Consider the following 15,000-nt stretch of genomic DNA (forward strand, 5'->3'; position numbering starts at 1 on the left):
AGGTCTGTCAAATTAAACCGGCCTGATAAGCCACGATATAAAAATTATTCTAAATTTGCAGATTGAACAAATTTTAAAACAGATAAATATGAGTTGTGGATGTAAGACATCCGGAGATTCTGCTCATAACTGCGGAACAAAATCCGCGAACGGCTGTGAAAGTGTTGATACCTGTGGTAATAGCTATAAATTAAGTGTTTTTGACTGGCTTTCAAACATTAACAATCCCACTTCCAGTAAGTGCGATATGGTTGAAGTCAGATTTAAAAATGACAGAAAATGTTTTTATAAGAACATAAACAGTTTGCCGCTTCACATTGGAAGCATCGTTACAGTAGAATCGAGTCCCGGACATGATGTGGGAGTAGTAAGCCTTACCGGAGAGCTGGTAAAGGTGCAGATGAAGAAGAAAAATGCTTCTGAAGAAGGTGCCCTGAAGATTTACAGGCTGGCCAATCAGAAGGACGTGGAAACCTGGCAGGAAGCCAGGGCACGGGAAGAACAGACCAAAGTGCAGGCGCGTAAGATCGCTCAGCATCTGCGGCTGGATATGAAGATTACCGATGTCGAATTTCAGGGAGATAACGGTAAGGTCACTTTTTATTATACGGCAGAAAACCGTGTGGATTTTCGCCAGTTAATAAAGGAATTTGCTGGAGCCTTCCGTACCAAAATCGATATGAAGCAGATTGGTTTCCGCCAGGAAGCTGCAAAAATAGGAGGAATCGGGTCCTGCGGCAGGGAGCTGTGCTGCTCCACATGGCTTACCGACTTCCGTTCGGTGAATACAAATGCCGCACGCTATCAGCAGCTGAGCATAAATCCGCAGAAACTGGCAGGACAGTGCGGAAAGCTAAAATGCTGTCTCAACTATGAGCTGGACAGTTATCTGGACGCGCTCCATCATTTCCCTTCTACAAGCACCACCCTGGATACGGAGAAAGGTAAAGCCTTCTGTATAAAGATCGACGTGTTCAAGAAGAAGATGTGGTTTGCCTACATGGACCATTCAGCTGCATGGTATGATCTTGACATTGCAGATGTAAAGGCAATGGTAGCTCTAAATAAAAAAGGGGAAAAAGCCAGGCCTTTGGAAGATCTGAAAGCTGTGGCACCCGAGGTCTTTGCAAAGAATACCGATCTTATTCAGGAGAACAGTGTGGACCGTTTTGAAGGCAAAAACCGGAATAAAAACCGGGGACGTAAGCCGGATAACAGAAAACCGGACAACCGGACAAACGCAGAAAGCCGTTCCGGATCAGAAAATAAACCCCGGAAACCGAAAGGTGAGCAGAAGCCAAAGCAGCAGAATGCCCGTCCGGAAGGCAAGCCGGCAAGAGAGCCCGGTACACCCAATCCAAACAAGAAGAAATTTCACAAAAAAGGTCCACCAAAACGTGATACGAATGCCTAAAGTATTTATGCTGCTAGCCTCCTTGTTGCTGCTGAGCTGCACTTCTGACGGATCCGATATCAAGACCAACAGCCTGAACAGCAGTTGGATCAAGGATGCGGAACAGCGCTTTGACTTTGATATCGACCAGGCTCAGAATCCCAAAAACATTATCTTTGTAGTAAGGAACAATAACACTTATCCTTACAGCAATATCCGTTTTATTGTAAAAGTTTCCAATCTTAAAACTAAGAAGGCAGAAACTGATACGGTAGAATATACGATGGCTAAGCCGGACGGAGAATGGTTGGGCAAAGGTTTTGGTGAGATCAAGGAAATTCATTTTCCCTACCGCACAAATTACCGTTTTCCGCAGGACGGAACCTACAGCATTGGCATCATTCAGGCGATGAGAAATGATACCCTGAAAGGGATTGAAGACATAGGTGTAAAGATAGAGAACACAAAACCATAATTATTAGCTATGGACGTTAAAAAAAATACGGACGGCACTACCCGCAAGACTTTTCCTTTACCTCCAAAAAAAGGAAGGAACAGAGGATGGAAAAAGTGGGTAAAGTTTATCTGGACGGGCCTGGTGGCAGTAGTATTGGGTATTGCCGCACTCTTTTTTGCTGTATCGCAGGGATTCCTGGGTGAAATGCCGGAAGTGCAGGAGCTTGATAATCCTGATATCTACGTAGCGTCTGAAATTTATTCGGCAGACGATGTGCTGCTGGGTAAATTCGAAAAAGAAAAAACACAGCCGGTTACATTCGCAGACCTGCCCCCTTTCCTGGTGTATGCCTTGCAGGCCAAAGAGGATGAGCGCTTCAAGGAACACTCAGGTATTGACCTTCAGGCTGTGGCGCGGGCCGTGATTTATGGAGGCGAGCGCGGTGGTGGTTCTACCATTACCCAGCAGCTGGCTAAACTTCTTTTTACGCCGGATCCGGCATCCAACAAAATCAAAAGAGGTTTTCAGAAACTTAAGGAATGGGTTGTGGCGGTAAGCCTTGAAAAGAGATATACCAAGGAAGAAATCATACAGCTTTATCTGAATAAATTCGATTTCCTCTACAATGCCAACGGAATTGAGATGGCTTCACGGATATACTTTAATAAGAGTACGAAGCAACTTACACTGCCTGAAGCCGCAATGTTTGTAGCCATGCTGGAAAATCCGGTGAAGAATAATCCAAAGAGAAATCCGGAACGTGCCAGGGAGCGCCGGGATGTAGTTTTAAGCCAAATGCTTAAGACAGGATATCTGGATCAGGATACTTATGATAAGGCAGTTAATCAGCCTGTGGTCCTTGATTACCAACCGGTAAAATCTATTGACGAAGGATACTCTGCCTATTACAAATTTCACCTCAGAAAGGAAATTGAAACCTACCTGAAGGATTACGAAAAGAAAACGGGAAAAACACTTAACCTGTTTAAGGACGGTCTTAAAATATACATCACGCTGGATTCGAAAATGCAGAAATATGCCGAGGAGGCCATTAAAGAGCATATGACGGAACTTCAGGCAAGTTTCGACAGGGAACAGCGCGGACGCAAGGATGCACCGTTTTATTATATTGATAAAAAGCAGATTAACGACATTATGATGTCTGCGGTGAAAAGGACAGGACGTTATAAACAGCTAAAGGCTGCTAATGTTTCGGAAGATTCCATTCTGATTGATTTCAATACGCCTACCCGCATGTCCAGATTTACATGGAATGGTGAAGAGGAGGTTGAAATGTCTCCGTGGGACTCCATCAGGTATCACAAACAGATTGCACAGGCCGGACTGATGTCCATGGTGCCGGGTACCGGCGAGATCAAAGCCTGGGTAGGAGGTATCAACTGGCAGCACTTCCAGTATGACCATATAAAGCAGGGTAAAAGACAGGTAGGCTCTACATTTAAACCGTTTGTTTACGCTACTGCAATTATGAATCTGGGAATGACACCATGTTCACAGGTTTCCAACGCCACCTACCGTAAGGGTACCTGGACCGTAGAAGGTTCCGGGGGTATGCTGGCACTTAAGGACGCTCTGGCACATTCCAAAAACCCGGTGGCGGTACGGCTGATTGAAATGACCAGTCCTAAAAAGGTGATCCAGACCGCCAGAGATCTGGGGGTTACAGAAGATATTCCCAATGAGTACGCAATAGCCCTGGGATCATCGGATATTACGATCTATGAAATGTTAGGTGCATACAGCACATTTGCTAACTATGGTAACTATATGAAACCGGAGATGATCTGGCGGATTGAAGATGCCAACGGCCGCGTAATTAAGGAGGTTGAACCTGTGGAACGTGAGGTAATGAACGAGAAATATGCCTATACGATGATTGAACTGATGAAAGGTGTGGCACAGTTCGGTACCGCTGCGGGGGAGCTTGGCCGCAGAGGCATCAGCAAGGCCGTTGAAATTGCAGGTAAAACGGGAACAACAAACAATAACTCCGATGGTTGGTTTATGGGGATTACCCCAAACCTGGCAACAGGTGTTTGGGTAGGCTGGGAAGACCGAGCCACGCACTTCCGCAGTACAGGTGAGGGTCAGGGTGCAAAGATGGCACTTCCGATTTGGGCAATCTTTATGAAGAAAGTCTGGGCCGATAAATCTTTAGGGGTGACACCGGAGGATAAATTCGTGAAACCTTCCGACTGGACCGATGGTTGCCAAAACCTGCAGGGTCTGGGTGGTGGTTATGGCGATGAGGGACCTTTACCCACTTTGGAAGACCTTAAGAATCCTACGATTGAGGAACCTGTAAGAAACAACAGCAAATCTCCGGGACGTAAAGAAGATAATGTAAATGAAACCCTTAACTCCGGCGATGAAATAGATTTTAACAAGTAAATCCACCATAAACTCTCCCTTCAGAACAAGGGGGAGTTTTTTTTACTCCCTGCGCTTTCTTTAACTTTACCTGATGAATATTCAAAAAATTACACAGAAGTATCTCGATATTTTTCCCGGCGATCTTACCGGAAACCTTCAGCAGCGGCAAACGCCAAATGTCCTTTTCTCCACCGTGAAGCCGGTAGGTTTTGAACGCCCCAAACTGCTTCTTTTTAATACTGAACTTTCCGAACAGATAGGTCTCGGCTCTTTTGATGATAAGGATCTTTCCTTTCTAGCAGCTACGGAGCTGCCGGAAAACGTGCGGACTTTCGCTACGGCTTATGCCGGGCACCAGTTCGGTAACTGGGCAGGACAGCTGGGTGACGGCCGGGCAATCTATGCAGGTGAAATTAAAAACACCCACGGAAAAACTACGGAACTGCAGTGGAAAGGAGCAGGTGCAACACCCTATTCCAGGTCGGCAGACGGTCGTGCGGTGCTGAGGTCTTCCCTGCGGGAATATCTGATGAGCGAAGCCATGTGGCATCTTGGTGTTCCAACAACGAGGTCTCTAAGTTTGGTGCTTACAGGAGAACAGGTGGTGCGCGATATGATGTATGACGGTAATCCTGCACCTGAATCCGGTGCGGTGGTAATACGAACTGCCGAAAGCTTCCTTCGCTTCGGCCATTTTGAACTGCTGTCCGCTCAGAAAGACATTACCTTGCTGAGAAAGCTGGCTGATTTTACGGTAGACAGTTACTTCCCCGAAATAAAATCAGAAGGAAGTCAGAAATACCGCGATTTCTTTACATCCGTATGTTCCAAGACAGCGCTGCTGATGTCGGAATGGTTTCGGGTCGGTTTTGTTCATGGTGTAATGAATACGGATAATATGTCGGTGCTCGGTCTTACCATAGACTACGGACCCTTTTCAATGCTGGACAGTTATGACCTTAATTTTACGCCAAATACCACCGATCTTCCCGGCCGCAGGTATGCTTTCGGTAAACAGGCACAAATCTCACAGTGGAACCTCTGGCAACTGGCCAATGCGCTTTTCCCGCTGGTAGAGGATGCCGGATTTTTGGAGAAAACTCTAAATGATTACAGTGACAGATTTTGGCAGGAGCATGACTGCATGATGGCTTCAAAATTTGGTTTCGACCAGCTTGTTGAGGGTGATGAAGAATTTTTTACGGAATGGCAAACCTTGATGACAGAACTTCAAATGGATTATACCCTGTTTTTTACGGAGCTGGAGAAGTGGGAAGAGTCGGTGTCTGTAAATGATTTCTTCACAAAAGTGTCCTATTCCCCCGCGTCCGAAGAGTTATTGTCTTCACTTGACCGATTTTTGAAGTCTTACAGTTCAAGAAGAAGCCGGAATAAGGTTTCCATTGCCGAATCAAGAATGCTGATGGCTAAAACCAATCCTAAATTTATCCTTCGAAATTACCTTCTATATGAATGTATCCAGGAGGTAAACGCGGGTAAATCCGGTATGCTGGACAAACTGCTTGATGCGCTTCAAAATCCCTATCAGGAAATTTATCCCGAATTTTCAGTGAAGCGGCCTTTTGGATACGATGATGTATCCGGCTGTTCAATGTTGTCCTGCAGCTCGTGATTTTGATGTATTTTCGCAAAAAATTAGCCGCTGTGAAATTCAGAAATAAGCTTATCGCTTTTCTTAAACTCGTTTTCCCCAGCACTACTCCGGAAGTGGTGCTTTTTTTTGCTTTCCTCACTGCCTATGGCGTATTGGGCTCAATGATCGCGGTTAATTACCGGATTATCTTTGACAACCGCATTCCATGGGATGCTTATTTCAGTTTTGACAACCGCGCCATTGTGATGACAGGTGGGGGTTTTGAGCGCCATCCGCTGGCCAATTATTTTTTTGATGTAATCCGGATGGCGGGCCGCGAATTTTCAGGCGGGCAGTACAACGATGATTTCAGGTTATTTCTAGCCTGGTGCAGTGCCCTGACGGTGAGTTTAAGTATGATTCAGATTTATAAGTATTTAAGAACAATAGTCGGCCTGCCGGTTTACCTGTGTCTGTTTTTGGTGGTTTTCTTTTCGCTCTTCAGCACAAGTCTTTTACTGTCATTCACGCCGGAAACCTACACCTATACCCTGTTTTTGCTGATTCTCTTTAATTACTACGCCGCTTTGAAAATCCGGGAAGATAAGAAGATCCCGACTGCTGCTCTGGCGCTGGCGACCGTTTCCATAGGAGGACTTACGATTACAAATGCTGCCAAGGTTTTTGTACCCGTGCTCCTTGAAAAAGGACTGTTCCGGAGCTGGCGCAAAATTCTTAATGCCTTTGTGAGAAGCCTGACAGCAGTAGGCGTATTTGTGATTCTGTATTTAAGCCGCCTCAATTTCGATATCGAACGGATCTTTACCAAAACAGCCGCACAGTATGACAAATTTTCTAATCCCAAAGTAACACCTTTCTGGGATATGGCTGTTTCGTGGTTTTGGGGTGGAAATATCCTTTTTCCGGGTTTTGTGATCCGCGATTATCACAATGCCAAAGGGTTTGAATATAAAGCCCTGTTTATGGATGTCTATAACGGTTCACTTCCATACGTATTCTGCGGGCTTCTTTTTATTCTGTTTGTTTTGGGCTGCGTGCGTAACTTCCGCAACAGTCTGGTTCAGATTCTTATGCTTAGTTTTTTGGTAGATGTGGTCATCCACATTGTTCTTAAATTCGGTTTGCATACGTCCTACATCTACGGAGGGCATTTTATCTTCGCTGTGCCGCTGATCCTGGGCTGGCTGCTCTGCAGTTTCCGCGAAAACAGGACTGGATTGATGAGTGTTTTATCTGTCCTGATTTTACTGTTTGTTTTTCTCGCCATCAATAATGGGGTGAGAATGAAGGAATTCTTCTACTTCCTGGAGGCTTATTACAAATAAAAAACCGGCCAGAGGCCGGTGCGTCTATCAGTGTTTGTTATTTGGCTTCTACACAGAAAACCCTGTATTGTACAGCTACTGCCGTGTTGAAGCTTTGCCTGATTCTGGCAAGGTCAGCGGAAGCACTTTGCTTGGTGAAATAACTTCCAGCCAGAATCTTATAGTTAGGTCTTAGGGAAGCATCTGTTTCCACCTTCATATTCGGAAACCTTCTCCGGAAGGCAGCTTTTACCTCGTTTGCTTCCGCATTACTTTTCACCACAGCAATCTGGATTTTGTATCCCAGGATCCGCGGATTTCTGCGGCAGATTTCGGCATTGGTGAGTTCGCGGTTCGGTACCAGTACTCGGGCAGGCTTTGGACTGCTGGTGGCAGATGATGACCTGGTATTGCGGTCGCAGTTGTCTTCCATATCCTCCAATGCGTTCTGGACTTTCGTGTCCATAGAGACCTGCAGCCTGGTGCCGTTTATTGTGTCTACTTTCACAACCTCTTGCGCACCAGCATTATATCCTGTCAGGCACAGCAAAAGGCTGCAAATCTTAAGAAGGTTCTTCATTCAGTATTATTTTAAGCAAATTTATAACAAATAAAAATTATTCCAAACTTCCTTATTTAGAACAGTTACAAATTAGTTGAAAACCAAAATAGGGTCTGCGTTCACCTGTTAAATTCCTGTTAATTGTCTTATTTTTGCGCCACTGATTATGTTCTCTGAAATCTAGAAATTAGTACTAACACAAGTTTATTATCAATGATTAGTTGGAAAAAGCATTACAAAAAAGGGTTGATAGCAATAATGCTGTTGCTTTCGACCGGTGCTTCTGTTTATGCGCAGGGCGATGCCAAAAAGGGTGAAGAGCTCTTCAAGGCAAACTGTACCGCCTGTCACGCTTTGGATAAGCAAATGGTAGGCCCCGCACTGGGCGGAGTGGTGGACAGGTTAAAGACCGAGCAGAATCTGGATACAGACTGGCTTCATAAATGGATAAAGGATAATGCTTCACTGCGTGCTTCCGGCGACAAATATGCAAATGAGGTCTACGAGAAATTTAACAAGACCGAAATGCTTCCTTTTCCTAATCTTAGCGATCAGGACATAGATGACATTCTGGAATATACCACCAATCCACCTGCGCCGGCTCCTGCAGCTACAGCGGCTGGTGATGGTGCTGCTTCCGACCAGAATTCCGCTGCAATGCTTGAGGCGGCTCAGGCGCAAAAAACCAATTCTACAATTATTCTTGTTTCACTGATAGCCATCTGTGGTCTGCTGGTTTGGCTTCTCCTTAAGCTCAGACAGTTGGTTAGGCTTCAGCAAACTGAAGAACTTGCCGGTCTTAATACCTCTAGAAGTATGTCTTTCGGCGCGCTTTACGAGAAATACAGCTATGTAGGTAAGGCGCTTTTGGGTCTTCTGGCTCTCTTTGCTTTCTACGGTATCTGGAACTGGTTAATGTGGATTGGTGTTTACAAGGGATACAAACCGGAACAGCCTATCTACTTCTCTCACAAGATTCACGCGGGCGAGAACAAAATTGACTGTCAGCTTTGTCACTCATCTGCAAAATACGGTAAGGTTTCAGAAATTCCTTCAATGAACGTGTGTATGAACTGCCACCGTAATATCTCTGAATACAACGGGTCTTATATGGAGCCGGGTAAAGATAAGGCATTCTATGACGCGGAAATCCAGAAAATATATGCCGCTACCGGTTGGGATCCTGCGACACAGCAGTATACCGGTAAGACACAGCCTGTAGAATGGGTAAGAATCCACAACATGCCCGATTTCGTGTACTTTAACCATGCACAGCACGTTGTTGCCGGCGAGCAGGCAATCATAAGCTCACACAACAAGAAAAATCCGGACAATAAGATCGATGTTGTCTGTAAAGCATGTCACGGTGCGGTTGATACGATGAACGTAGTTCAGATGGCCAATGACTTTACAATGGGTTGGTGTATAGACTGTCACAGGACAACTGAAGTAGATATGGGCAATTCTTACAATAAGGAGTATTTCCAGAGTCTGCATGATAAGCTGAAGAAGCAGTATCCTAAGAAAGAAGGAAAGATTACTGTGGACGCGATCGGCGGTCTGGAGTGCGGTAAATGTCATTATTAATAACTAAAAATTAGAAGTATCAATGGCTTCAAATAAAATACAATTCAGAAGTATTCACGAACTTAAAGACCCGGCTTTAAACGGTAAGCTGGCTCAGAAAGAGTTTCAGAATGAAATTCCTGTTGATGAAATTCTTGGGGATGACCAGTTGCTGAAAAGTGACAGCGGTACCTCCAGAAGGGACTTCCTGAAGCTTTTAGGCTTCTCCACTGCGGCGGTTACTTTGGCTGCCTGTGAAGCACCGGTTATAAAGTCAATTCCTTATGTAGTAAAGCCGCACAGTATTGTACCCGGTGTACCTAACTACTATGCGTCCACTTATTTTGACGGTTTCGATGTTGCAAGTGTTCTTGTAAAGACCAGAGAAGGGCGCCCTATCAAGATTGAACCTAATCCTGCTGCAGGAGCAATGGGTATTACCAGTGCCAGAACTCAGGCAAGTATCCTTTCTCTTTATGACAATGATAAAGTGAAGCAGCCTAAACTGAACGGTAAGGATGAAACTTTTGACAAAGTGGATGATTACGTTCTGAACGCACTTACTCAGGCACAGGGTGCAGGTAAGAGAATTGTAGTTTTATCACATTCTTTCCCTTCGCCAACATTCAAGAAGCTTTTCTCTGAATTTAAGACAAAATACCCAACGGCCGAGCTCGTAACTTATGATGCTTATCCGTACGGTGCATCTCTTGATGCAGCTCAGGAGGTTTTCGGACAGAGAGCACTTCCTGTTTATGACCTTTCAGGCACTCAGCTTGTGGTATCTTTCCAGGCAGACTTCCTTGGAGATTACAACGGCGGAGGTCTGGAAACTACCTATGCAGCGGCCAGAAAGCCGGGCGCGAATATGCTGAAACATATTCAGGTAGAATCCAATATGTCGCTTTCCGGAGCAAATTCCGATGAAAGGATTCCAATGAAGCCAAGTGAAGTTAACCAGACTTTGCTGGCGGTTTATAACGGACTGAACGGTGGAGGGGTGAATAATCCTGCCGCAGCGAAAATCGTTAAGGAACTGCAGGCTAAAGGTAGCAGCGCTGTTGTATTTGCTGACGGCTCAAAAGCCGCCCAGGTACTGGCACACCTTATTAACCAAAAACTTGGCTCTACCGCTTTCACAGGAAAAGCAAACCTGATGAAGGAGTTCGACGGCGCAAGATACCAGGAGTTCCTGAACTGGATGAATGCTGGTCAGGTAGGAGTTCTTATCACCAACAACGTAAACCCGATATATTCTTCCAACAAAGGACAGGCTTTCAAGGGCGGTCTGGGTAAAGTAAATGCTGTAATTGCAGTTGCTGACAAGAAGAATGAAATGTATAAAGCTGCACACGCAGTAATTCCTGTAGCCAACTGGCTGGAAAGCTGGGGTGACCTAACGCCGCAATCCGGAGTTTATGCACTTATACAGCCTACAATCCAGAAAATCTATAAATCCAGACAGATTGAAGAATCTTTACTGGTTTGGATTAACGGAAAAAACAATACGAACAATAACTATTACGAGTACCTGAAGGCAAACGCCGCCACAATGCTGGGCGGGACAAGCTTTAACAAGGCTCTGTATAATGGCTTTGCCGCTACTGCCAATGCAGGCGCATCCCTGTCCTACACAGGTGGGAACGCTGCTCAGGCAGCAACAGAGCTGGCTAACTTGAAGCCTTCGGACTATGAACTTGTTCTTTACACGAAGACATCAATGGGCGACGGTACCCAGGCCAACAATCCATGGCTGCAGGAACTTCCGGACCCTATTACCAGACTTGCCTGGGATAATTACCTGACCGTTTCTCCGGACGATGCCAAGAAACTTGGACTGGAAAACGACCTGAATGCCAGAATGCAGCTGGATGGTTCCAGAGTTAACCTTACGGTAAACGGTGTAACTCTGAAAGATGTGCCGGTATTTGTTCAGCCGGGCCAGGCTGACGGTTCTTTCGGACTTGCTTTGGGTTACGGTAAAAGTAATTCAGGTAAGATCGCCGAGACGGGTGTAAACGCATATCCTCTGTTCGACGGTGCCAACCTGACCCTATCAAACGTTAAGATTGAGAAAGTTAGCGGTATGCACGAGTTTGCAGGTATGCAGCTTCAGAATACATTAATGGGCCGTTATGAAATCGCAAGAGAAGTATCTCTGGAGGATTTTATAAATGTACCTTTTGACGATAAGCTTAAAGGATGGAATAAGCCTTTGGAGTACCACACACTTACAGAATCTGCTCCTGCCGGTAAGATTACTTTGTGGGATGAACATGATGATACAGACGGTCCTCACTTTAACCTTTCTGTAGACCTGAACGCTTGTACGGGCTGTGGTGCATGTATCATTGCCTGCCAGGCAGAGAACAATGTTCCTGTTGTAGGTAAAGAGGAGATCAGAATGTCGCGTGATATGTACTGGTTAAGAATTGACCGTTATTATTCAGCAAAGGAAAAGATCCATACCAAGGAGCAGGTTGAAAGAGGCCTTAATGTTCCGCAGGTATATGATATCCTGATAGAGCCGGCTAAGAATCCGGACGTTATCTTCCAGCCGGTGATGTGTCAGCACTGTAACCACGCACCATGTGAAACTGTATGTCCGGTAGCGGCAACCTCTCACGGTAAGCAGGGTCAGAACCAGATGGCGTACAACAGATGTATCGGTACCAGATACTGTGCGAACAACTGTCCGTATAAAGTAAGAAGATTTAACTGGTTTACCTATAACCTTAATGACAAATTCGACTTTAATCAGAATAACGATTTAGGAAGAATGGTACTGAACCCGGATGTCGTTGTAAGGACCAGAGGGGTAATGGAGAAATGCTCTATGTGTATCCAGATGACTCAGAACACTATTCTTGAGGCCAAGAAAGAAGGCAGAAGAGTGGCAGACGGGGAATTCCAGACAGCTTGCTCGCAGGCGTGCGGAACCGGTGCTATGAAGTTTGGTGACATGAATGATAAAAAATCAGAAGTTAGGAAACTGTACAGCAGCAACAGAAGATATACGCTTCTGGAGGAAATCGGTACGAAGCCTAACGTGTTTTATCATACCAAAGTTAGAAACAGAAGAGAAGATAATAAAGTATAAATAATAATAAGGTAACAAATGTCACATTACGAAGCCCCGATCCGGGAACCTTTAATTATTGGTCACAAAACCTATCACGATATCACCGAAGATATCGCCAGACCCATCGAGGAAAGAGCCGGTAAACTGTGGTGGATTTCTTTCTACGCAGCTCTTGCCCTTTTCATTTACGGCTTCGGCTGTATTGCCTATACCATTGGAACAGGTATCGGTGCGTGGGGCCTTAACAGAACCATCAACTGGGGTTGGGATATTACCAACTTCGTATGGTGGGTAGGTATTGGTCACGCAGGAACACTTATCTCCGCTGTACTTTTACTGTTCAGACAGAGATGGAGAATGTCCGTTAACCGTTCAGCAGAGGCCATGACCATCTTCGCGGTTGTTCAGGCGGCTATTTTCCCTGTAATCCACATGGGTAGAGTTTGGGTAGGTTACTGGGTATTCCCGATTCCTAACCAGTACGGATCGCTTTGGACCAACTTTAACTCTCCTCTGTTCTGGGACGTATTTGCAATCTCCACTTATTTCTCTGTATCTACAGTATTCTGGTTCATGGGTCTTATTCCGGACTTTGCAATGATCAGAGACCGTGCAAAAACGCCGTGGACAAAAAAAATCTACACTTTCCTGGCCTTCGGCTGGGGTGGTAAAGCCAAGCACTGGCAGAGATTTGAGGAACTTTCACTTGTTCTTGCAGGTCTTGCAACACCACTTGTATTCTCTGTACACACCACCGTATCCTTTGACTTTGCTACGTCGGTAATCAAAGGATGGCACTCCACCATTTATCCGCCTTACTTCGTAGCCGGTGCAATCTTCTCCGGATTTGCAATGGTACAGACTCTTCTGTTAGTTGCCAGAAAAGTATGTGACCTGGAGGATTATATCACAATGTACCATATCGAGATCATGAACATCGTTATCATTGTAACGGGTGGTATGGTAACCGTAGCTTATGCATGTGAATATTTCATCGCCTGGTATTCCGGAAGCCGTTATGAGGATTTTGCATACCTGACTCCGGGTGCCGCTACAGGTCCGTACTGGTGGGCATTCTGGTCACTGATTATCTGTAACCTCGTTGTACCTGCATTGTTCTGGTTCAAGAAAGTAAGAACGAATATCATCGCAACATTCATCATTGCCCTTATCATTAACATCGGTATGTGGTTCGAACGTTTCGACATTATCGTTATCAACCTGTCACGCGATTATCTGCCGAGCAGCTGGACCATGTTTAAGCCGTCCATTATAGACGTTGGTGTATTCCTGGGAACCATCGGATTCTTTTCCGTACTCTTCCTGCTGTATGCACGTACATTCCCTGTAATCGCACAGGCTGAATTGAAATCTATTCTGAAAATTTCAGGTGAAACCTATAAAGCAAAAGAAGGAGATGAGCACCACTAAAATAATTTACGGCCTGTATGCCGACGATGATGAACTGATGGATGGCGTTAGGACTTTCAGAGACAAAGGAATTGCCATCAATGAAGTTTACACCCCATTTCCTGTACACGGACTGGACAAAGCACTTGGTTTAAAGAAAACCCGTATTTCCGATGCTGCATTTATGTATGCTGTTTACGGTGTTACTGTTGCCATTCTTATTTCATGGTACGCTATGAATCATGACTGGCCTATGAATATCGGCGGAAAACCTTCCTTCACCTGGTGGGAAAATATGCCGGCGTTTGTTGTACCGATGTTTGAACTTACAGTTTTCTGTGCTGCACACATGATGTCGCTTACTTTCCTGATCAGGAATAAGATGTATCCCCTGGCACCGCCGCAGAATCCGGATCCCCGTACCACGGATGATAAGTTTATGATGGAGTTCCTTACAGATGATGTAGAGACTGTGAAACAGATCCTGATTGACACAGGAGCTGAGGAAATAACTGTAAAAGATGCGTAAAATGAAACAGAATATATTCAAAATAACTGCAGCTTTGGCAATTACTACGGTGATGCTTAATTCCTGTGGTCCCAAGGATAATCCGCCATTGGTTTATTTTCCGGATATGTATTTCCCGGTAGCCTACGACCCGCTTATGAAAGCGGAGGATGCTTATTCTGACCATGAAAATGAAATTCCTGCTTTCGTTAAGAACGGCGGTGCTACAGGAATGATTCCGGTAGACGGCACAGTAATGCAGAATAAAGACGGAATTGCAGAATCTAATTCTGCCGCAGCAATGACGCCGGATCAGTACAATGCCGGTTATGCAGAGTCAAAAGGTATTACAGCTTCCCCACTTAAAGCTGCAGGTCAGAAGAAAGACCTTGAAAGAGGTAAAGTACTTTATGACCGTACTTGTGCGGCATGTCATGGTACTGCCGGTGACGGACAGGGACCCATCGTACAGAGCGGTGCCTACAGTGGCGTACCTAAATATGCAGACCGCGAGATTTCCGTCGGTTCGGTTCATTATGTAATTATGCACGGAAGAAACGCTATGGGATCCTACGCAGGCCAGCTTAACGCAGGCGACCGCTGGAGAGTGGCCATGTACGTTATGAATGCTTTTAAAGGTGGTATGTCTCCGGCTACTACAGCCTCCGCTGCCGCAGCAACAACAGATTCTACCGCAACACAATAATAA

The 15,000-nt window shown here is 45.3% G+C and carries 11 protein-coding genes; 10 read left to right on the top strand and 1 reads right to left on the bottom strand.

Going from position 1 to position 15,000, the window contains the following annotated elements:
- Nucleotides 1–88: 88 nt before the first annotated feature.
- From ricT to P0M11_RS04360, 5 genes are all read left to right on the top strand, one after another.
- Nucleotides 89–1,414: a regulatory iron-sulfur-containing complex subunit RicT gene (gene ricT, locus P0M11_RS04340; protein WP_275624611.1), complete on the top strand. Its 1,326-nt coding sequence runs from the start codon at nt 89–91 to the stop codon at nt 1,412–1,414.
- A complete protein-coding gene (locus P0M11_RS04345; RefSeq protein ID WP_229723823.1) occupies nt 1,407–1,868 on the top strand; it encodes a gliding motility lipoprotein GldH in 462 nt (153 codons plus the stop codon). Before ricT ends, P0M11_RS04345 begins: the two co-directional genes overlap by 8 nt.
- Nucleotides 1,869–1,877: 9 nt before the next feature.
- Nucleotides 1,878–4,262 carry a transglycosylase domain-containing protein gene (locus P0M11_RS04350; protein WP_275624612.1) on the top strand — a complete coding sequence of 795 codons (2,385 nt, stop codon included), beginning with the start codon at nt 1,878–1,880 and terminating at the stop codon, nt 4,260–4,262.
- 73 nt (nt 4,263–4,335) lie between these two features.
- The gene (locus P0M11_RS04355) at nt 4,336–5,877 is read left to right on the top strand and encodes a YdiU family protein (protein WP_275624613.1); all 1,542 of its coding nucleotides are present in this window, start codon (nt 4,336–4,338) and stop codon (nt 5,875–5,877) included.
- A 32-nt stretch (nt 5,878–5,909) separates the two neighbouring features.
- The gene (locus P0M11_RS04360; RefSeq protein WP_275624614.1) at nt 5,910–7,184 is read left to right on the top strand and encodes a DUF6080 domain-containing protein; all 1,275 of its coding nucleotides are present in this window, start codon (nt 5,910–5,912) and stop codon (nt 7,182–7,184) included.
- A gap of 37 nt (nt 7,185–7,221) precedes the next feature.
- Here the strand turns inward: P0M11_RS04360 and P0M11_RS04365 are convergent, their stop codons facing one another.
- Nucleotides 7,222–7,743 (bottom strand): SPOR domain-containing protein, encoded by a 522-nt coding sequence (locus tag P0M11_RS04365; protein ID WP_275624615.1) that lies wholly within the window; start codon nt 7,741–7,743, stop codon nt 7,222–7,224.
- 195 nt (nt 7,744–7,938) lie between these two features.
- On the opposite strand from P0M11_RS04365, the gene P0M11_RS04370 reads away from it, so the two are divergent.
- From P0M11_RS04370 to P0M11_RS04390, 5 genes are read left to right on the top strand one after another with little or no spacing between them, the layout of a single operon-like run.
- Nucleotides 7,939–9,312, top strand: a complete 1,374-nt coding sequence (locus P0M11_RS04370) for a c-type cytochrome (RefSeq protein ID WP_275624616.1) — start codon at nt 7,939–7,941, stop codon at nt 9,310–9,312.
- Between the two features lie 22 nt (nt 9,313–9,334).
- On the top strand, nt 9,335–12,391 hold the full coding sequence (locus tag P0M11_RS04375; RefSeq protein WP_275624617.1) for a TAT-variant-translocated molybdopterin oxidoreductase: 3,057 nt from the start codon (nt 9,335–9,337) through the stop codon (nt 12,389–12,391).
- 18 nt (nt 12,392–12,409) lie between these two features.
- Nucleotides 12,410–13,804 (top strand): NrfD/PsrC family molybdoenzyme membrane anchor subunit, encoded by a 1,395-nt coding sequence (gene nrfD / locus P0M11_RS04380; protein WP_158063029.1) that lies wholly within the window; start codon nt 12,410–12,412, stop codon nt 13,802–13,804.
- The gene (locus P0M11_RS04385) at nt 13,791–14,312 is read left to right on the top strand and encodes a DUF3341 domain-containing protein (RefSeq protein ID WP_158063030.1); all 522 of its coding nucleotides are present in this window, start codon (nt 13,791–13,793) and stop codon (nt 14,310–14,312) included. The genes nrfD and P0M11_RS04385 overlap by 14 nt, the downstream gene beginning before the upstream one ends.
- Nucleotides 14,305–14,997, top strand: a complete 693-nt coding sequence (locus P0M11_RS04390) for a cytochrome c (protein ID WP_275624618.1) — start codon at nt 14,305–14,307, stop codon at nt 14,995–14,997. Before P0M11_RS04385 ends, P0M11_RS04390 begins: the two co-directional genes overlap by 8 nt.
- Nucleotides 14,998–15,000 lie beyond the last annotated feature (3 nt).

It is taken from the genome of Kaistella sp. PBT33-4, from assembly GCF_029194425.1.
Classification (GTDB): domain Bacteria; phylum Bacteroidota; class Bacteroidia; order Flavobacteriales; family Weeksellaceae; genus Marnyiella.